Raw genomic sequence first — 21,159 nt, forward strand, 5'->3', positions numbered from 1 at the left:
AATGACTATCCTGCTGATTATCCTGCTGGGTTCAAGCTCCGTTTCGGAGTCTGTACTACGCTTTACCGATGTGCCTGTCCAGGTGGGCAGTTCCGCGACCTCTTTTACCTGGGAATGTCCGGATATCCAGCTAATTGAGGGTTTGCCTGATGGTTTAATGGGCTATTCAGCTGACAACTGCGGATTTTCGGGCTCTTCAGGTTCAGTGCTGCTTCCGAGGGCGAATCTCTTTCTCGCGATCCCCCCGGGGGCAGAACCTGAACTGGAGATCATTCCTGAGGGAGTCTGTTTTCTTTCCGGAGGAACTGTTTCCTCCGCAAGTGTATCTCCCGCCGGAATCGATCAGTTCCAGGCCGCGGATACCGAGGATATTCCCGTTATATGGGGTTCGATTACCTGTACCGGAACGTTCCGTAGAGCAGGTTACGTTCAGATTCAGCTGCATCCTGTGATATTCCGAAATGGTGATCTTTACACCGCTGACAGATTCAGGATACGTTTGAATTATCCTGCCTCCGGATCATCGGTTTCCGCCTCAGGAATAACCGGCTCCATATTCGATACTCTCTTCGAAGGAGGAAATCACGTCTGGAATGTTCCCGAAAAGAGAAATGACTCAAGCCCCTTCTGGGGGTTGCCGTGGTACGCTGTCGATATTGATACGGCTGGAATCTACTCCATCTCCGTAGCTGATATTCCGATGGCTGAGGGAACTCCATCATCCAGCCTGTCCCTGTTCTGCGGCAGAGGACGCGAGATGGGTGACAAACCCTGGTTTTGTGAATACAGCCCAAGGCCTGTTCCGGTCATCGTTGAGGACGGAGGAGACGGCGTATTCGATTCAGGGGACAGGGTCATCTTTTTCGGAAGAGGGCTGGCATGGTGGGAATCCATAGACGACAAGATGCCTTCACATTACAACCACAGATACTGTACCCAGAACACCTACTGGCTCACATGGGGCGGGGAAGACGGAGCCAGGATGAATATTCAGAACGGGGAACTGACAGGTGCTCCGGCCATGCCGGACAGTTTCCTCGCAAGGCAGCATCTTGAACAGAATTTTGTCAGGACCCAGGGAGTAGTTGGATTTTCAGATGACTGGGGCTGGTTCAAATCTGAAGGCAGCTCAGATACCTGGAATTATTTGAATTTTGATGCTCCCGGGACCGAGGGCAGCGGTTTCCTGCGGATTAATCTGGCTTCAAGCGAGAACAAGACGCACCATATCAGGATATTGCTGAACTCAAATTTGGTATGCGATACCACCTGGAACGGCAGCAGTTTATTTTTACTTACTACAAGACTTGAAGGAATTCAGGATACGGGGAACAGTCTCAGCCTTAATATTATCAGAGAATCTGGAACCGATACGGTTTTTCTCGACTGGTTTGAAGTATTCGGATGGACCGGCACATCATTGTCAGGCCAGGCTCATGTACCGCTTGAATGGTGGCCTGTGTACGACCGACAGGAACTAACATGGGGAAACGATCTGAATGATGCCCTGGTATTTCTCGTGGGGGGAGATACTCTTGCTGAAAACATCAGCGTAGAAAACACATACAAATTCGAATTTGAAATACCCTCGTCATGGGAAGCGAGAGAACTATGGATCTCCGATTATGCGAATATGATATCTCCCGCGGAAGTGCGGTACGAATCACCCGGCAGGATCGTAGGAACGATGGATGGTGCCAATAGCATTTACTTGGCTGCAGATGAATTCTACAACGATATTATTCCGCTGACGCAGGTTGCCGGAAACATTATTGCAGTGAAAGCTTCAGAGGTTTACAACGAATTCAACGGAGGTGTAAGAGACCCTCGGGCTATCCAGGCGATGGTTTCGCATATCATCGAGTCATGGGATCCAATTCCTGAGAATTTGATTCTTGTCGGTGGTGGTACATGGGATCCCCTCAATTTCGTATCCTCCAGAATATCTTACATAGATATTCTCTACTGGAATACGTATTCACAGGTATCGGACGATATGTTTTCGATAGTCGATGGATCTGTACTTCCTCAGATAGCTGTATCCAGGATGGGGATAAACAACCGTTCGAATCTGCAGCTGATTGTAGACAGAAGTCTTTCCTATCGGAATATGGAGAACTGTGGTGAATGGCAGACCGTTGTGCTGGGCGCTGCCGATGATGAACGTTCACCCTTAAACTCAAATGACGAAAGGTATCACACACAGAGTGTTGAAAGATTGCTGACGGAGCATCTTCCGGATATTATGCGTCCGGAGAAACTCTATCTGATTTTTTACGACTGGAACAGCCTATGGAAAAAACCCCAGGCCCGTGAGGATTATATCGATCTCTGGAGCGAAGGGGCTCTCATCTCTTTCTTCCTTGGACATGGCGCATTTGACCAGCTGGCGGACGAAGGCCTTCTTTACCTCGAGGATTGCGGGCTCCTTGCATGTGAACAGCGGCTTCCCGTGGCCATGTTCGGTTCCTGCGACGTGGGGCAGTTTCAGAATCCCTCAACAGAATGTATTGCACAACAGGTAACAACCTCACAAACAGGTGGAGGAATACTTGGCCTTGGCGCTACAAGCAAAACATCAGGTCCCATGAACGAAGTCTTCTTTGCTCATATTCTGGATAAACTGTTCACTGAGCCCGACCTTTCAGTCGGCATGTGCTTAATGCTTGCGAAGATCAGTGTCGGCTACAGTTCAAATCAAGCTCAATACGTGCTTTTTGGTGATGGCAACCTCAAGCTCGCGTTCCCCTGGGATTCATTCGATATTTCGAACGATACCCTGTTTTCCGGGGAAGAGGTTACTCTCAGCGGTACAGCGCCCGCAAATGGCATTGTTCTCGTTGAATCCTTCGAATCATGTCAGTCGGATACTTATTACACTTTCAGGCAGCATCTGCCCACCGAATATCTGTCAGTTCCAGGTAAATTCTATTCCGGTACAGTCTCCGCTGAACCCGGTTTCAGTCTGACCATGTTCGTACCTGTTGACAGTGATACAGGAGCCTTTGCCAGGACCCAGCTCACATTTTTGGACGGTGATATCGTCGCGGCTGCTTCAACCTATCCAGCCAGACTCGATCCGGGTAATCCCCTGCCGGATACCGAAGGTCCTGAGATAGAACTGTGGATTGAGGGGTACAGGAACGTAATTAACCCCGAAGTATCGAGTAATTCATATGTTAAAGCTGTTCTTTCTGATACTTCCGGAATCAATCTTCTTGGTAATGTTGGACGACAGCTTGCTCTGTATATCGATGGCACGCCAAGTGATGTTTCGGACTGTTTCCAGTACAACACAGGTTCAAGTACAACGGGTGAACTCAGGGTTGGAATCGATGTCCTTGAACCCGGGAGTCATACGATTGAACTGCGGGCATCCGATGGACTTCTGAACTCATCCACAGCAGGTATCGAGTTTTCCGTCACCGATGATAATTCATTCGGTATAAACAACGTGTTTCCCTACCCCAATCCCTGTACGGACGGCACCTCCGTCAACTGGACACAGACATCGCCGGGAAGGGTTAATATCGCTGTTTACACGGTGGCTGGAAGACGAGTTATTACACTCGGGAACATTGAAGGAACAGCAGGATATAACCAGTGCTGGTGGGATTGCACAGATGCCGATGGCGATGCAGTAGCCAGTGGAACATATATATTTGTTGTATCTGCAACGAAGCTTTCCGACTCTGGAGAAACCTCTGAGGTTACCGGAATAATAGCCGTTGTACGAAACCTTTAACTGTTATTGTTGTTACCTGATAACCGGCTTAACTGGAACAGCCAGCAGAAACTGATTACATGCAAAGACTGGAATGGTTTCCGGTTTTGAGCAGGAGGAATGATGAACAAAAAACTTTTATTTATTGCCCTGGTTCTTTCCATGGTCTCGATTTCGTACGGATCAACGGCCAGTGTTATCTGGATGACAATAACTCCGGGAGCACGCCCGAACGGTATGGGGGAAGCCTTTACAGCTCTGGCCGATGACGCTACCGCATCGTACTGGAACCCGGCAGGGTTGGCTTTCGTCGACACTACCAAACAGGAACTTACACTGCAGCACAGTAACTGGCTTCCGCAGCTGGCGGATGACCTGTATTACGAGTTTCTGGGTTATGCCACTCATATAGACGGGTGGGGCGGCGTCGGAGGCAACATAACTTTCATGTCGATGGGAGAGCAGCAGGAGACAACCGCACAGGGACAGGAGCTTGGAACATTCTATTCCTACGGTGTGGCTTTGACAGGTTCCTTCGGTACAGAAGTGGCGCCTGGCGTCTCTGTAGGGCTGGGACTCAAATTCATTTACGATCATCTTTACTATCAGGACTCAGGTAAAGGTACATCCTTCGGTGCCGATCTCGGGGTACTGTACCATGTTCCCATGAAAGAGCTCGGGCTTGAAAGCGCCGGGCGTGTAAATGTGGGAGCCAGCCTGTCGAACCTCGGACCCAATGTTAGCTACGGGGGTAATTCCGAGAACAATCCATTACCAAGAACTCTAAGAATGGGGATTGCCTACATCCCATTTGATTCTCACCTTTCACGGCTCAGATGCGCAGCCGATTACAGCAAGCTTCTGACGAATGTTGACGAGGGAATGTCAACCGAGTTCAATGAGAACAAGTGGGGAGCGGGAGCCGAATTCTGGTACTACGACCTTCTGGCGCTCAGGGCAGGATATATCCATGATACGGAGGGCATTTCAACCATCCAGGGTCCTACCTTTGGAGCAGGTCTTCAATACTCCGGTTTTCAGCTTGATATGGCCTTCATACCTGTAGAGGAAAATCTTCAGGGTTCAGGGAAATACAATTCCAAGTATTCCCTTTCTGTAAGATTCTAAGATATTAATGAGAGTATTCGTGTATCTGCTGATGTTCGTTTTAGCGGGAGCTGTATCGGCTGCCGCTCCGATTGTCCACGGGGCTATGCCACCGCTGCACGAAAGGCCTTCGGAAGGGATCGCCATTGCCGGACCGGGCAAGATAGACGGTTCTGACGATACTATGAATGTCTGCATGATAAGAGCGCAGTTTCTGGAGGATTTTACCGATGAAACCTCCGGGAACGGAATAATTGACCTTGAAGCCGACCCGCCCCACAACAGGGAATATTTCCAGGGAATAGCGGATAATCTTGCATTGTACTACGAGGATGTCAGCGGTGGACAACTTATTCTGTCCATTGATGTTTACCCTTCTTCACCTAACGGGGCGTACACCCTTCAACATCAGATGATGTACTACGGAGACGATTCAAATAGCATGCAGGGAGCATGCCTGCTCCTCAGAGATGCTGTGCTTCTTGCCGATGAAGATATCGATTTCAGTCAGTACGACGCGGTGATCATCGTGCATGCCGGTGCCGGTCAGGAGGCTGATATACTCAGGAACAGCCCCGGTGACATCGGGTCGGTTTTTCTTACTCTGACGGATTTGATCCGTTACCTTCCCGGAGCCGGATCGGATTATCAGGGGATTCCTACTTCCGATGGAGTTCATATCAGGGAAGGTGTAATAGCTCCCGAACAGGAATCGCAGGACGGCTTTGGACTGGGTGTGCTTGGAACCATCTGTCACGAATTCGGCCATCAGCTGGGATTGCCGGACCTTTACGATACCAATACAGGTCATGTTGGAATTGGTGGCTGGGATCTGATGGGTTACGGCCAGTGGATGATGAGCGGTTACTGGCCCTCATCTCTCTCGGCATGGTCAAGAGTGTATCTTGGCTGGAATACGCCTTCAGTAACTTCCGGGGGAACCTTTACTCTGGCTTTCAACGATTCCATTTTAAAAGTTCCTCTGACCGGATCGGAGTATCTGCTGATTGAGAACAGGCAACGTGACCCTGACGGAGACCATATGTGCGGAATACACGAGCACGATTTCGGCCTTCCTGGTTCCGGGATTCTGATCTGGCATATCGATGAAACTCGCCTTGGAGAGTATCTCGCGGCGAACATGGTCAATGTGGACCCTGACCATAAGGGCGTTGATCTGGAAGAGGCAGACGGTATACAGGATTTTGATTACTCGCTTCCCGATATTTACGGTTACGAGGGTAGCGAGTTCGACCCTTGGTTCCGGAACGGTTACGCCTGGGAGTTTTCACCCACATCAGAGCCCTCAAGTGATGCCAGCTGGGGTGGAAACACATTTGTAACGGTTGAAGTTCTTGATGAGCCAGCTCTGGAAATGGATGTAATCGTATCCAGGACGACGGTTTGTGACGGATGGCCCGTTCAATCCTCTACAATAAAATGGGGACCGTTGATCTGGGAAAACGCTGACACTTCCGGTGACCGCATTGTGGTAACCACCACCACAGGGCATGTCAGTGCCTACATGAGCGATGGCTCAGGTCCTGAACCGATGGGAACGGGAATAACCGCTCCCCCGGTGGCCGGGAACCCCTCGGGAGGTTCAAATCTTCTGCTTGTTTGTGAGAACGATGGTCAGGCTCATCTCAGAGATGTACAGTGGAACGAACCGGATGGTTGGCCAGTGAAGCTTTCAGGGGGCGGTTCGGGTACAGCTGCGCTGATCAGCGAAAGGCTGAATATCGTAGCAATAGCGGATGATGAGAAAAGAGTACACCTTTATAACCCGGCGGGAGCACAGCTTGCAGGATGGCCTGCCGTTACTCAGGCTCAGGTAGCAGGTATGGCAGTATATCCCGATGAAAACAATCCCGGCATAATCGCTTCAACTATTGATGGACGTGTTTATCTCTGGAACACGGACGGAGATGAAGTTGCAGGATGGCCGGTTGCTCCCGGAGATGAGAAGATAGGGATACCCCTGTCTGCGGATATTAACCGTGATGGTTCGCCCGACATTGTTGTGGTCAGCGGCGATTACACCTATGCGTACGATATACAGGGCAATATCCTGCCTGGCTTTCCCTCGATGCTTGCAGCTTCCCCACTCTCTTCACCCTGTCTGGGTGACCCGAATATGGATGGAAGACTGGAAATTCTCATACTGACGGATGAGGGTGTAGCCGCGGTGGGCGCTTCCGGTGCTACCCTTGAGAATTGGCCGGTTATGCTCGAACAGGACAGCCTGGTTTCCGGTTACAGCAGAAACAGAAGAGGTATTTCCGGCAGAGGGTTCGCGTTGATCTCAATGGACGACGGCCGGATATGTCTGTTCGATTACGAAGGCAGACAGAGCGGAATATTCCCGGTGTCTGTGGGCGAGAGACCTATAGGACGGCCACTGCTGTGGGATCCTGAAAATTCAGGTAACTGGAGAGTTCTGGCAGCTGAGAAGAACGGTTGCATTTATTGCTGGCACACCTCAATGATTCCTGAAGGATGGTTCACCGGCCTGGATATGTCCGGTTGCAACTGCTGGTGGAACGAGGATCTTCCAAATCTTCCGGCTTCCAGTTCCATACTCCACGACGGTTCTTTTTACGTTTATCCGAATCCTGTTCAACAGGGAAACGGAATCATCCGTTTCCAGCCCGGTGAAAATTGTTCGTGGGAGATAAGAATATTCAACATGGGAGGGGATCTGGTATACCTGAAAACCGGAACTGCTCCAGGCGGTTCAGCCTGGGAAGTGCCCTGGAATACCGAGGACCTCGCGCCGGGAGTCTATTTCGTCAGTCTGCACATATCCTCCGACACGGGATCAACGGATGCTCTATTTCATGCGGCGGTGATAAATTGATTAAGATTTCAGCGGTTCTGTTCTTTTCCCTGCTGATCGTACTGTCCGGCATCGCAGATGCAGACCCCGGCTCCCGAAAGGGTGCCATGCTGAGATCCGCCGTGTTTCCCGGCTGGGGACAGATGCATATGGGTCACTCCGGCAGAGGTATAGTTTTCATGAGTCTTGATGTTCTTACCTGGGCAGGTGTTGGTCTGTCATACCTCGAGGGTACATTCGACAGAGATGATTACACCTGGCTTGCAGCTTCCGAAGCCGGCATTTCCGTTTCCGGGAAGTCAAACGAATTCCTTGATGATATATCGGATTATGCGTCAAGTACAGAATACAACGACTACATCCACAGGCTTGCAAGGTATTACTATCCCGACGATCCGGATGCCCAGAGGGGATATTTCGAATCCCATGCCCGGTACGGAGAGGATGGCTGGAACTGGTCATCGGAAGCCGCGAGGAATCAGTTTGCCGACAGGTTGAGAGAAAGCAAGGAGTGGTTCAGAAGGAGCATGTATATTGCCGCCTTCGCCCTGGTAAACCGGGTTGTCAGCGTAATAGACGCATCTCTTCTGGACGAGACCCGGCCAGGTGTTTACACGTCACTTGCTTTTCCGGAGAGTCGCGACTTTTCATCCGTCAGGTTTTCGATTGGAGCCAGATTCTGATGATAATATTGCTGTTTTCACTGATTCTTCAGAGTTCAAGTCCCATGTGGTGGGTTGATGGAACCCCTCTTGTTCCAGGAATCATGGAAATAGATAGACGCCATGATCCCTCATTTGAAGCTACAGGCCCCCTTAGCAGAAGTAAGGGTCACACTATCGGAGATACGATAAATTTCTGGTCCATCGATCATAGCGGTGATTCTCCCGAATTCTACCTTACCTCAGCCACCTGCAGGTACGTTGGCGAAAACACCTACATTTTCGTGGAGGATACACAATGGGATGTTCATTACGACCAGGATGCGGTAGACGCTTTTTCGGAAGCGCTTGAGGACAGTACCCCATCCGGGCCCGGAGGAATTGTCGAAACCGATATCGGTGTTTTCGGGCAGCCACCCGATGCAATAGACGGCGACCCGAAGATCTACTTCCTGGTGCTTGATATCAGAGACGGTTTCAACCATCAGCAGGGCGGAGCCTACATCGCGGGATTTTTCAGTCCGTACAACCAGTTCACCGAAACCGAGGCTTACCTTTACTACGGAGGGCATTCCAACGAAGTTGAGATGCTGTACATAGACTGTCACCCCGCCGATCAATTCGACGCGGCCTACACTGCGTCTCACGAACTCGTTCACCTTATTCAGTGGGGAATTGCGCCCTTCAGCTCCGAGGAATTGTGGGTAATGGAAAACCAGGCCCAGTCTGGAACTTTCGTTTGCGGATATCCGGCTTTTCAGGTTGAGACTTTCCTTGAGGTGGGGGGGATAACCCCTATCAAATGGACGAGTATTGAGGATACAATAGAGTACGTCGCGGGTTACGGATCAGGCTACCTTTACTTCGCGTACCTGTACGAGAATTACGGTGGGGAAGATTTTCTTTACAAGTCTCTCCGATCCGGAGATCGAGGTATGGCGGGCATAAGTGAAGCCATTCGCGGCGCAACCGGTTCGAATCCCGATATGAATCAGATTCTCCTTGACTGGATGCTGGCATGCTGGATAGATAACCCGAATTTCGGCAATGGAAAATACGGATGGGAATCCTTCCGGATAGCTGATTACGATACGGTATCTCCGGGGAACAGACCCGGCCTGGATTACACCTTCGAAATAGCAACCGATCCTTTTTCACATATGGGCGACCATATGTCCTCCTACCAGGGCACGTATTACAGTGTTGATGAATCGTTGGGAGGCAGCTTCCGAGCCGGGGCGGCAGGCCTGGGTGATATGAGGGCTTTTGTTTACAATGAAACCGGGGGATCGCTTGAAAGAATCGATGCCGGTTCAGCGAACGATGTGGCGATATCACTTCCCGAGGTGGGTGATATTCTACTCCTCTGCAATTCGTTTTCCGGCCTTGATCTTGATGTATCGGCAGGCTCCGTTGTATCCTCCGCGGATGTTTTTACATTCTATCCCCAGCCCTGCCGCGGCACACTCTTCTTTCAGTTCCGGTCCGGCGGTGGGAATGCTGCTCTTTCGGTGTTCACTATTTCTGGTGGATATGTGGAAACGGTCAGCTACAACAATGTTGACAGCGGAGAAGTGACTCTGGCTTATCCCGGAGCATCCAGCCTGGCATCGGGCACGTACTTCTTCAGATTCAATCAGGGGAGCAGGATAGAAACCGGCTCGTTCGCAGTTGTGCGCTAACGCGTTTCCACTCCTGCTCGCGGTTATCAGTACTCTCCCGGTATCAGAAACAACGGTGAAGCCGTCCTGCACTGTTGAAAGGTACATTACGGTTCCCATTGGGATAATCGACGCTGAAATAAACGGAGCTGGAGACATTTATATACTTCTGCCGGGGCTCCCCCACCTGAGAATTTATTCCAATGATGGCACAATCTCCGAGTACGATCTTTCCGATGTCATCCTTCCCGGTGGCATGTGTATTGATGAAAGATGGGGATGGTTCGTTACCGGGGAGCTTACAGATATGGTATATCGATACGATAATTCGGGTGAGCTCACCGATTCATGGGATTCCAGAAGCCTTCCGGGAGATATATGTCTTTCCGGCCTCTCAGTTCTGTACGTATCACGGACAAATGGTACGATTTCCAGCCTTGATGAACCGGATGATATTCTGGTAAGATTGAGTGGTTCCTGCGAAGGACAGCTATCCGCGTCGGGTCGAAAAGCAGTCTATTCGAGCGAAAATGAATCGTTCCTTTTCGGTAATTTTACAGCCCCCGAGCCGTTGCCCGAAACAGGTATATGGACCGTTTCGGGAGAAGAACTGCTGGTTCTGCAGGATTCCTGCGTACTGAGCGGCAGCGGAAACACCCTGTTTCAGCTTTCTGAGTCCGGGGAGTTCTCCCGAATATCCTGTTCATTGAATGGTTATCACTGTCTGCTCTGGTCACCGGGGGAAGGCAGAATCCTGGTGCTTCAATGAGCCTTTTCGCAGTCGCGGTACTGGTCCTCACATCTATGTCCCTGGAGTTCGAAAGTGATGGTTCAGACTTTTTTGAAACTCCCGATTCCCTCTGGATAATGCCCGGGAGTATTGTAGCTGTAGCGGACGGTGATACTCTAAACGCGGTTTCCGGAACCTCAGGGGTAAGGACGGGTGTTATTTTCAGTCCGTCTCCGCCGGAAGGCAGCAAAGTCGTGCTGGAATTTGATTTGCTTCAGCTGAGCATTCCATCCTCGGTTTCGCTTGATGTTAATTTCGCGGAAAGACAGACGATCGAGCAATTGTCCGGATATACATCTGATCCATTCCAGCAGCACGGTCTGTACATATCAGGTTCAAAAAGAATAGGGTTTTCTGTCGGTGACGGAGGAGGACTTGACCAGGGAACAAGAATCTCGGTTGAAGGCACGGCGGCTCCCGGGATCACTGTTTCGGGAAGTGTAACTGATCGCAACCTGACCGCAGGGCCCACTTCCTCGGAGCTTGTCTCGCAGCTTGACAGGATATTTTTCCTTGTGGACGGAGGATCGTGGAGGGCCAGGCTGGGCGATATGGAATGGGTCAGCGGTAACGCTGAAACCGGCCCCCTCTCATGGAGAAGAGAGGTGAGCGGAGTTGACGCGTGGGGGGAGATCTCACAATCCGTTACCACCGGAGCGGGATATGGAACATCGGGGGATTCCAGGCAGAGAACCGTTTTCTATACAGATGAGGGAATTCAGGGGCCTTACGAAGTGACATCCGGCTGGGAAGTCGTTCCAGGCAGCGAGAAGGTCTGGCTGGATGGACAGCTCATGCATCGTGGTTCTACCGAGGATTACCGGATGGAATACTCGGCCGGTCTTATAACTTTCACATCTACGCGGCTGATAAGGAATGATCAGCGGGTGGAGATTACCTTTTTCCAGCGCGGTGACGGTTTCAGGAAGGATTTCGTTACAGCTTTTTCGCAGTACTCAAAGAACGGCCTGGAGGTTGAATTCAGGGGGTTCTACAGCGAAGATGACAGAGAATCTCCACTGGGATTCGTGCTCACCGAGGAGGCTGTGGATATTCTCCGCGAAGCTGGAGAGGATCCGGCGGACGCATGGATTGACGGGGCTTCGAATGTAGGGCAGGGAAACGGCTGCTATACTCTGGATTCACTGGGGCATTACGTTTTCATGGGGCCGAACCGGGGCGACTGGAACGTTGTGTTTGGAAGACCTCCTTCGGAGTTTGGGGATTACATTTTCGACAGCTCACTTGGCGGTTACCTCTGGACCGGAGAGGGCAGTGGAACACACCTGCCCCGACAGTACATTCAGATACCATCGGGGTACAGCACCGGCGGCATTTCAGCCGGGTATGCATCCGCGGGTATTGATCTGGGGTTGGAGGCAGCTTTTTCCGGAAGAACCGGAAACCTTTACAATCCGGATGGCACATCAAGGGAAGGCACCTGCTTCATCGGTTCGATGAACATGGAATTCTGGGAGGACGGTCCCGGGCTCGGAATCGGTGGAAGGCTGGTTTCCTCCGGATACGAAGCTCCCGGAGAACTCGAAGCTGACAGTTCGCTTTCAGCATGGTCCCTTCCCGCCGATTATGAAGGCAGAGACAACATCGCGAATGTGAGCCTCGGAGGGAATCAACTCCTTGCGGCTGTTTCGGGCAGATTCCTGGAAGCCGGTGGTATTCTTGAGAGGTATCGAATTAATTCGAAACCTGTTCTTTGGAATATCGGTGTGGACGCCGGAGGAACATTCCTTAAGAGGACAGGTACCCATCAGATGGCCATGGGTCAGACCTCATCCATATCGGTGTCGGTCATACCGGTAACAGGTTTACTCAAACCCTTTGCGGGATGCAGCTTCTCCGAAGAATCATGGCAGGACAGTCTTGAAGGAGATGTCAATACGGAATTTGCAGGTATCTCTTTCAACAGGAACACCACAGATATACTTCTTCGGATGGAGCTTCAGGATGATTCAAGATCCGGGGGGGCTTCGGGCGGACCATTCAAGGTGTGGAGGGCCCGTCTGGAGGGATCCGGCCCAACCGGGGAATTGAGGTACAATGGGAGTTTTGAGCATTCATCAACTTCTTACGACTCCGGCGGAGAGCTTCATGCGGATGCCATCAGATTATCCCTGACGGGAACCACGGGGGATGTATGGATGGAAGCGGTCTACAATGGTTCAGGAACCATAAGCAGATCTCTGGATGTGATGTACGTTTACGTTGGTGAGGGAAAGGGAAACTACAGCTATGATAACGATAGCGGCCAGTACTATGCAGATCCTGATGGTGATTACAATATCAGCTTTCAGCCGGGAACCGCTGGTGATGCTGTAACTTCCGGGTCACTTGAGATGACACTCTCCTGCTCCGGAACACTGTCCGGTGTTAATTCAGTAGTAAGACTCTCGGCAAGCAATTCCCTTGACAGAAAGAAGTCCCTGCTTCTATACGGCGCGTTTGACCGAAGCGAGGAGGGAGGATACAGCCTGAGTATATCACCCTGGTTTCGCTGGGAAGAGACTCTTATCAGCAGACTGACTCTTACCGGGAGGCTGAGGAACGAAAGGATTTCCTACAGTGGAACCGGATTGAAGAATGAAAGAATGTGGTCCCTAAGAGCGGCACCGGAGTTGAGCCCCGCGGATATCCTTGTAATTGAATGCTCGGCGAAGATCTGGCGCGAGGAGGAGGAACTCTACTACCCCCGGGATACAAGGGGGCTGAGACTGGAAATTGATCCGACCCTGGAACCATCTCCCGGTCTGAAACCCGGTATCCTGGCGGCTTACGAATACAGAAGAGAAGTTGTTTCAGACCTTGATAAATATATGCTTGAAGCAGGTCCGCACTTCTCGTGGACAGGAAGTGGCTGGACTTCGATGGCCAGAGTATCCGCGGGATACATCCCCGGGGATGATGAGCTTCCAGTCTGGTTCTTCGACGGCAATGACAGCGGCATCTCATGGAGGACAACAGCCAGGATAGGCAGGTGTCTTTCATCCGGGCTTGATATCAGTCTTTTCTACTGGGGAAGAAAACCCGCTGGAAGCAGCTGGAATCAAAGGGCGGGTCTTGAGGGAACGGTGAACTTCTAATGGTTATCATGATTGTTTCCATCGCAGTCGCGGTGTTATCAACTGAAGGTTCTCTTACGGTTGACATCGGGGGCAGCCCTCCCGTTCCAGTTTTGTATGAGCTGGGAATTGATTCGGTTCTTGCTTCCGATTCGTCCATAACAGTGTTGCAGGAAAGCATTCTGCAATGGTACCTGGAAGAAGGTTACCCATTTGCCGGTGCGGGATACTATTTCGTGACGGAGGATTCTCTCAGGGTCAATACCGTTCCCGGAAGACATGCATTACTGGAAGAAATCCGCATTGAGGGAGTACCTGGAACCCGGACAGAGGTTTTCACAAGGCTTCTGGGAATAGAACCCGGTGATGCATACGACCGTGAAGCTGTTGAAACATGGATTGAGAGAATCGAGCGGCTGAAGTTCATCAAAGCCATTGGTATTACCGAACTTTTCCTTGGAGAGGGTGGCAATATCGTTCTCCTGCAGCATGTTCAGAAGGGGAAATCAGGTCATTTCGCCGCGTCGATGGATTGGCAGGGCGAGAACCTTGAGGGCGCGGGAGAAGTACTGTTCCTGAATCTGGCGGGTACCGCGAGGGAGCTTGAGATATCAGGCCAGACAACCGAGTGGGGCGGGTTTAACGCATTTCTGAGGTATAGAGAACCGTGGCTGTTCAACATTCCTCTTGCAGCCGAACTGGAAATATCCCAGGAAACCCCGGAAAGCTCATGGGTTAACCGGGAGGGAAGCATTTCCATGATCTGGAGCATGAACCGGACCGAGATAATTGGAGGCGCAGGCATCTGGAGAGGTTATCCACCGGACGGGGAGCGCCAGAGTTACGATTATGGCCTTGCCGGAATTACGTGGTACACGGGTTACAGGATTCCTCAGGGTTGGAATGGATTGGAAATGCAGCTGGAGGCAAGATCCGGTAATAGATCCGGACAGGATTCTTCTGGAATTCTAACGATGGCGGAATTGCGAATTGATGGTACCGTATACATGGATTTCATGGGTTTCGGGGGTAGACTACTGACAGGTGGAGTTATGCAGGGAGACTGGTTCGAAGGGCTTCTTGATAAACTTGGTGGACAGGAGACCCTGAGAGGTTATCCTGAAAACGCTTTCAAAGCCGTAAGATATGTCGCAGCGAGGCCTGAGATATCAATCGGTGAAACTGAAACAAGAATTTATCTGTTCTGCGACCTTGCAGCAATTCGAACTCCGAGTCAGGGAATGAGATACCCTATTGGCTGTGGGGCTGGAATAAGGGGAATCAGTGGCATTTTCCATGCTGATGCAGCGGCAGGATTCCCGGTCATGGAAGGCCTCGGCAGTTCCAGACTCTATCTCCGTCTTACCGCTTCGATATAAAATTTACGCGCTTTTGCAAGCCGGACATGGGAAGAAGGTTTAGTGTACACCAATGCAAAGGAGAGAAAATAGGATCAATCGCATCAACGCGGACTGGCAAGCAATGCCGCTCTGCACCGAGGTCATGCCAGCCGGTAATAAGAGACATTATCACGCTTATTTAGCGTTAAGGGGAGGGGCTATTGCATTGATGGAAAGTATTGATTATTACTAATATATATTATATGATGTGAAACATTCTGTATCTGATTTGAAATGGGGTTAGTATGAAGTTAAATAAGATGCTTTTATTATTGCTAATCGCAGCGTCTCTCTCAGCTGCTGATGTTGAGTATAACACCGGAGGTTCTGTCGGTTATCTCTCTGATCTTTCTGGATCATCTTCCGGTTGGGGGGAATGGTTTATAACCTCCTATACGAACGAAACCAGTGGTCCACTTCAGATTGCTGAATTTGGCTTTCCCTGCTGCGGTGTACCTACTGGTGATTTCGGATGGGTTGTATGGGTTGATATGCCTGACACGGGTTTTCCTGCCGGTAATCCCGAAAGCTGTGACTTCCATGGCGCTTTTGTACCTGTGGAAGGTCCAGGCGGTGATCCATCGGTTTATACGTACATAGATATAGCATCGGTTGAGAATATCGTATTCGATCCGGGTGAAATTATCGTTTTCGGCTATCAGAACACCGGTTACGGAGGGCAGACCCCGTTCAACGGCACTGAAACCTGGGCATGGCACAACAGTATCTGGGAACCGGATGAAAAACATTACCGGACAGCGGTACTTGAGATTGGTGCAAACAACTGGAGCGCGATGGAACAGAGAACATGGAGTGGGATTAAAAGTTTATTCTAGGTATTGAATATCGTTAGTTTGCGAAGATACTCCGCGTTCCCGCAAGGCATTGGTGAAGGCGCATGGCAGAGCTTTGTAACTGAATGGTGCTATGCGATTCGGTCTCGGATTTCGGTTAAAATCATAACTTGTACAATGTATTAACAAAGATATTTAACTATGCAGTGATATCTCCAAATTGAATACGTTTTCAACTATCTGAAAGGGAAACGGTATGTCACAAAAAAAACAGACGATCATCTCCGCTGAAGTTCTCTACGACGGTCATACTAAAAAAGAAAACTGCTCTGTGGTTGTTGAGGGGAACAAAATCGTCGATGTTGTCAGGAAAAAGATGAAATCCGATTATCACGGCTTCGTGACACCTGGTTTTATAGACGCTCATTCTCATATAGGAATGGACAGGGAGGGGGAGCCCTGGACAGAATCCGAAACCAATGATACTCTCGCTCAGATTCTGCCGGTTAACGACCCCATTAACAGTATTTACTTCGATGACAGGGCATTCAAAGACGCAGTGGATTTTGGTATCCTGTACAGCTGCGTAGTCCCGGGTAGTGGGAACCTTTTTGGAGGCAAGGCGAAGGTCATCAGGAATTTTACACCAAACAGGAAAAACGCGGTTATAAAAGACTACGGTTACAAGATGGCTCTGGGGTTCAATCCGCGGTCAACCACCGACTGGAAGGGTGACCGTCCCAATACAAGAATGGGAGTTTACGCCCTGCTTGAACAGAAATTCGATGAGGTTCTGAACAAACGGAACAAGGCGGAACTGGAAAAGGAGAAAAGCTCTCATAAACTTCAGCAGGACATGAAAAAGAAAAAGCTGTCTAAGAAGGAGGAGGCCTTTCAGAAAAAGGCGATAGATCTGGAATACCAGCAGGAGTTCAGCCCGGCTGATATGGCTATTCTCGAACTGCTGGATGGAAAAAAGACAGCCAAGGTTCATGTTCACAAAGAGGACGATGTCCTTTACCTGATTGCGCTTGCGAAGAAATACGGAATCAGGGCTACCGCTGATCACACCGGTGATGTTTTTCACCGGGAAGTATTCAACGATCTGGCAAGCGCCGGTATTCCAATAGTATACGGGCCCATGGGTTGTGTAGGTTACAAAGTCGAGCTTAAGCATGCATACTACCAGAACGCCGGGCTTCTAATGAAATCCAGAGCGTTCTACGGCCTGATGACCGACCACCCCGTGATATGGGCACCCGCATTGAGGGACAGTCTTAAATTCTTCCTGATAGCCGGAATGAGCCCCGAGGAAGCAATATCTCTGATTACTTTCAAGAACGCTAAGATTCTCGGAATAGATGACCAGCTGGGTACCATTGAGGCCGGCAAGACCGCGAGCCTTCTTGTATGGGATCGCAATCCTCTGGACCTCGCGGCTTTCCCCAGAATGGTGATGGCTGAGGGGAAAATCATCAGAAAGTAGTGTTACCGTCAGGTATCTGGAAATACTCCTGCAATGTAGTCTTTTCGCGAAGGATGGCTTACAGGTCGATTAAGTCCTTCTTCTGCAGTGGGATACTATTACTTCTTATTTTTACGCTCAATTACAAAGTGATGTGTAAGGTATCCTATAGCGAAGCCGATCAGGGCAACGAAGAATATAAGGATTATCATGGACATGCTTATAGTCCAGAAGAAAAGATGCACATCGGCTACATTTGAGTTCTGAATGACGAAGACAACAAGTACTACCGCCAGGATCAGAATTGCGACCATTTTAGGTTTCATATTACACCACCTTGCTTTGAGTATTTACAATACTTTCCAATTTCTTTTTGATTCGAGCGTCAACTTTGAGGAATGAGTAGAATTCAGAATCATTTTTGATGTCTGTTTCAAAAATTTTCGAAACAAACGTGAAATATTCCTTTGTCCAGTTATACGCGGACTTTCCCATAAGCAGGTGCTGTGCGAGTATAACACTATTCTCGAATTGTTCATGGATACTGTATTCATCATCATCAGGATTCAAGCTTCTCCGTTGACCGTCGATTTCAAGAATACTCTGAGTAATACCATCAACTACCTGGTGTAGTAACTCGTGAATGGCTATGTAGTAAGATTCGAAAACCTCTTTGCTGTTGTCAGGCATTTTAGCAAGAGCGCATGCGGAGGAGCTTCGCATACCCCTACCGTTTTTCCTCATTCCTTCCGAAAGATAAATGCTGATGGAAGGTAGACCCTGGTTTCTGAGAAACGACAGTATCCTGCAGTTGTCTTCGCTTTCCCATATTTCTTTGAATTGATTGATCATTCTGAGATACTCTTCACTTCTACTCTCCCAGTATTCGGAGTAAAACAAATCGTACTCGGATTTCGCTGTTTCTGTAAATTTCAGTAGACCTGTAGTGTTTGTGTTTCTGTATATATCCTGAAGAAAACGGAGACACATGGATTCGGTTTCTGCAAATCCATTTTTCATCTTGTTACCTGGTATGCTGAGATATCTGAGCCCCCTGAACATCGAATCAATAGTAGTGAAAAACGCCGGCATGAAAGACAGGAATACAAGGTTATCGTCATCAATCCCTTTGAGGCTTTCATAGAGAGATGACGTTTTCTCACCCTTTAAATCGGATATGTATTTTACATAGTCGCTATCGTAGTTTGACGCAACACTATTGATATCAATATGGGCGAGAATATGCAGAAGAATGTCCGTCTTTTTCTCTGTGAGTATTTTCGTATCATGGATACTATCCAGGCAAATTAAGTTCAACAGTCGTACCTTTCATTCGATCTTGAAGTTGTTATGCGAACTGTCCGAAGGCAGTTAAGCGGTCCACATAAACCAGCTTGTTGATCATATTTTCCGAAAAATGAGCAATAACCTGTTTTGTTGCTCATAAGTTTCACTTAAAAAAGATCCCTCCCCTCAGCGATATTAAGTAGTTCTGAGAATGCGTAAATACCCGCTCGTCGACCACCTCCCGGTCGTATTGTTGTAAGGGTACAATTATCTCTAAGCAATTTCAGTATCCTTCTTGCGGTTGGAGAAGGTATTTCTGGATCCTTAATGAAATCCGGTGATCGGAAAATTGGTCTCTGGAAAATGAAGTCCAGGGCATTAATGCTATACTGTGAATGAATAACCTTAGAGAATTCAGCTTTGCTCTTTTCATATAAACCAAGGATAGCATCAGCTTTCCTTTGATTCTCCTCAGCCTGCTGGATTATTGCTTCAAGGAAATAGCTTACCCACTGAGTCCAATCTCCATCGCGTGATACAGTAAGAAGTCGCTCATAATACTCATCGCGATTTCGTTCAAAAAAGGCGCTAATGTAAAACATGGGGACAGATAGTAGTTCCGTCTTAGCCATGAACAACGGTACAAGCATTCGTCCAAGTCTACCATTACCATCAAGAAATGGATGTATAGCCTCGAATTCGGCATGGAGAACAGCCAATTGGACAAGGCGATCCAGCGAATCGGCATGTATATATTTCTCCCATGCACTCATTGCATCCGGAAGTATACCAGCTGAAACAGGTATGAACTTTGCTTCCTCAATCGTGCATCCAGGTGGACCAATCCAGTTAGATCCCTTTCGATATTTTCCAGGTGATTTCTTATGACCACGAACCCCGGTCATCAGTACTTTATGTGTTTCCCGAATAACCCGTTGGCAGAGGGGTAGTTTCTCAAGCATGATCTCAGCGTGATACATAGCCTGTCTATAGTTAAGGATCTCTTCTATATCATCACGTTTCTCAACCGGGATCGACTTCACATCTCCTTCCGCTTCAAACTCCAGCACTTCACTCATTGTAGCCTGAGTTCCTTCAATTTTCGAAGACAGCACTGCTTCCTGTGTCATCAGTGGTGATAGCAACACAGCAACATTAGGTATCGCATGCAATGTTCCATCATATCTAGCCAATGCCGCGTTTGCCGGACCAATCAAAGGAATCAAACTTTCCCAATCCAAATCATCAGGAGGAAAACCTCCGATATGATACTTAACGGGTTCAGACATTTTTCACCTCCTGTTGAGAAGCAGAATGCGATATTCTATCACTTCTATCTATCATATTCTCTTAATTCTCTAGGAATTCTGCGGACACCTTTCGCTAGCAGGTTATCAATCAGATAAAGACACCTTGATCGATAATTCTCATAATTACTGTTCTGATACGCTCGAAGTATCAGTTCAACAACATTATCCACTTGGGAAGAAAAGCGGAAGTATGGATCAATCCTTCTATCAAGTGCAGATATCAATACTTCGCATACTTCAATAATGACCTCACTGATATCCGCAGTGGATTCCTTAAGTGGCCATATCAAGTCATTTAAGTTTTCCTCAAATGGGTAATAGGAAAGTGGATTTTCCTCAATCTTATTAGCTGCTCATAAAGCAACCCATTCGTCCCAATAAACAACCGATTCCTTCCTGAAACTGACCATACGATGTGAAACACTCGCAGTCAAACATACCTTTCGTAGATTTTCACTGGAAGCACCGCATCATGGTGTAGTAGCCCCCTGAAGCCGGATTACTGACAACCTACCCAACCTCTATCTCCGGGACATCGTCTTTCCAGGGAACGTAGTCTGCGCATGGTTCGCAGACCAGTTCCAGAGGCACAGGCGGAGGTCTGGGATCTTCATCTTCAGCCTTGACAGGGCTTCCAGAATGAACGCTGAAGCCGCTGTGCTTCCATGAGTTCATGTTCTCCACCAGCTCCTCCGAGATCATGCCTTCCTCAAGAAGAATCCTGAAAACGATGGCCGAAAAAAGTTCTTCTATGACCTTGAGATCCGCTGTGGTAATCTCGGGCATTGCGTACTGATTACCCTCCCTGTCCCAGCAGGTGTCAGTAATCAACGCGTGAACATGTGGGTTCCAGTTGGCCATTCCACCGAAGGTCTGGGGCACGAGGATGCCGCCGGGGAAAACATCCCTGCGATCAAGGGCTTCTTGAAGAAACATTGTAAGAGCGTCCCAGGCACATCTGCAGAGCTGAAATCTTTCTTTAAACTGTAGAGCAGCATTAAATTGATGCTGTTTGTCAAGAGGAAAGATTTGACCCCAACGCC

14 protein-coding genes are annotated in these 21,159 nt (G+C 49.1%); 10 read left to right on the plus strand and 4 right to left on the minus strand.

Annotation, left to right across the window (positions count from 1 at the left end; all coding sequences use genetic code 11):
• The first annotated feature begins 1 nt into the window (after position 1).
• The 10 genes from K8S15_14235 to K8S15_14280 all read left to right on the plus strand — a co-directional run bounded on the left by K8S15_14235 (position 2) and on the right by K8S15_14280 (position 17,540).
• The gene (locus K8S15_14235) at positions 2-3,745 is read left to right on the plus strand and encodes a hypothetical protein (GenBank protein ID MCD4777192.1); all 3,744 of its coding nucleotides are present in this window, start codon (positions 2-4) and stop codon (positions 3,743-3,745) included.
• A gap of 102 nt (positions 3,746-3,847) precedes the next feature.
• Positions 3,848-4,852 carry a PorV/PorQ family protein gene (locus tag K8S15_14240; GenBank protein ID MCD4777193.1) on the plus strand — a complete coding sequence of 335 codons (1,005 nt, stop codon included), beginning with the start codon at positions 3,848-3,850 and terminating at the stop codon, positions 4,850-4,852.
• 7 nt (positions 4,853-4,859) lie between these two features.
• Positions 4,860-7,691, plus strand: coding sequence for a M6 family metalloprotease domain-containing protein (locus K8S15_14245; GenBank protein MCD4777194.1), 2,832 nt, complete (start codon positions 4,860-4,862; stop codon positions 7,689-7,691).
• Entirely contained in the window at positions 7,688-8,353 is a 666-nt protein-coding gene (locus K8S15_14250) for a hypothetical protein (protein MCD4777195.1), read from the plus strand. The genes K8S15_14245 and K8S15_14250 overlap by 4 nt, the downstream gene beginning before the upstream one ends.
• Positions 8,353-10,014 (plus strand): T9SS type A sorting domain-containing protein, encoded by a 1,662-nt coding sequence (locus K8S15_14255; GenBank protein MCD4777196.1) that lies wholly within the window; start codon positions 8,353-8,355, stop codon positions 10,012-10,014. The genes K8S15_14250 and K8S15_14255 overlap by 1 nt, the downstream gene beginning before the upstream one ends.
• Before the next feature lie 55 nt (positions 10,015-10,069).
• On the plus strand, positions 10,070-10,762 hold the full coding sequence (locus K8S15_14260) for a hypothetical protein (protein ID MCD4777197.1): 693 nt from the start codon (positions 10,070-10,072) through the stop codon (positions 10,760-10,762).
• Entirely contained in the window at positions 10,759-13,881 is a 3,123-nt protein-coding gene (locus K8S15_14265; GenBank protein MCD4777198.1) for a hypothetical protein, read from the plus strand. Before K8S15_14260 ends, K8S15_14265 begins: the two co-directional genes overlap by 4 nt.
• Entirely contained in the window at positions 13,881-15,239 is a 1,359-nt protein-coding gene (locus K8S15_14270; GenBank protein MCD4777199.1) for a hypothetical protein, read from the plus strand. The genes K8S15_14265 and K8S15_14270 overlap by 1 nt, the downstream gene beginning before the upstream one ends.
• 281 nt (positions 15,240-15,520) lie before the next feature.
• Positions 15,521-16,096 carry a hypothetical protein gene (locus K8S15_14275; GenBank protein ID MCD4777200.1) on the plus strand — a complete coding sequence of 192 codons (576 nt, stop codon included), beginning with the start codon at positions 15,521-15,523 and terminating at the stop codon, positions 16,094-16,096.
• 214 nt (positions 16,097-16,310) lie between these two features.
• A complete protein-coding gene (locus tag K8S15_14280; GenBank protein ID MCD4777201.1) occupies positions 16,311-17,540 on the plus strand; it encodes an amidohydrolase family protein in 1,230 nt (409 codons plus the stop codon).
• 98 nt (positions 17,541-17,638) lie between these two features.
• On the opposite strand, the gene K8S15_14285 is transcribed toward K8S15_14280, so the two are convergent.
• The 4 genes from K8S15_14285 to K8S15_14300 all read right to left on the minus strand — a co-directional run.
• The gene (locus K8S15_14285) at positions 17,639-17,845 is read right to left on the minus strand and encodes a LapA family protein (GenBank protein MCD4777202.1); all 207 of its coding nucleotides are present in this window, start codon (positions 17,843-17,845) and stop codon (positions 17,639-17,641) included.
• Between the two features lies 1 nt (position 17,846).
• Positions 17,847-18,836, minus strand: a complete 990-nt coding sequence (locus K8S15_14290) for a hypothetical protein (protein ID MCD4777203.1) — start codon at positions 18,834-18,836, stop codon at positions 17,847-17,849.
• A 137-nt stretch (positions 18,837-18,973) separates the two neighbouring features.
• Positions 18,974-20,095, minus strand: a complete 1,122-nt coding sequence (locus tag K8S15_14295) for a Fic family protein (GenBank protein MCD4777204.1) — start codon at positions 20,093-20,095, stop codon at positions 18,974-18,976.
• A 531-nt stretch (positions 20,096-20,626) separates the two neighbouring features.
• Positions 20,627-21,159, minus strand: a 533-nt coding sequence (locus K8S15_14300; GenBank protein ID MCD4777205.1) for a transposase, incomplete at its 5' end; no start/stop codon positions are given.

Origin of the sequence: Candidatus Aegiribacteria sp., assembly GCA_021108005.1 — a bacterium.
Lineage (GTDB): Bacteria > Fermentibacterota > Fermentibacteria > Fermentibacterales > JCC-6 > Aegiribacteria.

Coding starts and splice junctions, on each gene's coding strand:
- K8S15_14235 (MCD4777192.1), top strand. CDS start 2: ATGACTATCCTGCTGATTATCCTGCTGGGTTCAAGCTCCGTTTCGGAG.
- K8S15_14270 (MCD4777199.1), top strand. CDS start 13,881: ATGGTTATCATGATTGTTTCCATCGCAGTCGCGGTGTTATCAACTGAA.
- K8S15_14275 (MCD4777200.1), top strand. CDS start 15,521: ATGCTTTTATTATTGCTAATCGCAGCGTCTCTCTCAGCTGCTGATGTT.
- K8S15_14285 (MCD4777202.1), bottom strand. CDS start 17,845: ATGAAACCTAAAATGGTCGCAATTCTGATCCTGGCGGTAGTACTTGTT.
- K8S15_14265 (MCD4777198.1), top strand. CDS start 10,759: ATGAGCCTTTTCGCAGTCGCGGTACTGGTCCTCACATCTATGTCCCTG.
- K8S15_14240 (MCD4777193.1), top strand. CDS start 3,848: ATGAACAAAAAACTTTTATTTATTGCCCTGGTTCTTTCCATGGTCTCG.
- K8S15_14280 (MCD4777201.1), top strand. CDS start 16,311: ATGTCACAAAAAAAACAGACGATCATCTCCGCTGAAGTTCTCTACGAC.
- K8S15_14255 (MCD4777196.1), top strand. CDS start 8,353: ATGATAATATTGCTGTTTTCACTGATTCTTCAGAGTTCAAGTCCCATG.
- K8S15_14245 (MCD4777194.1), top strand. CDS start 4,860: ATGAGAGTATTCGTGTATCTGCTGATGTTCGTTTTAGCGGGAGCTGTA.
- K8S15_14295 (MCD4777204.1), bottom strand. CDS start 20,095: ATGTCTGAACCCGTTAAGTATCATATCGGAGGTTTTCCTCCTGATGAT.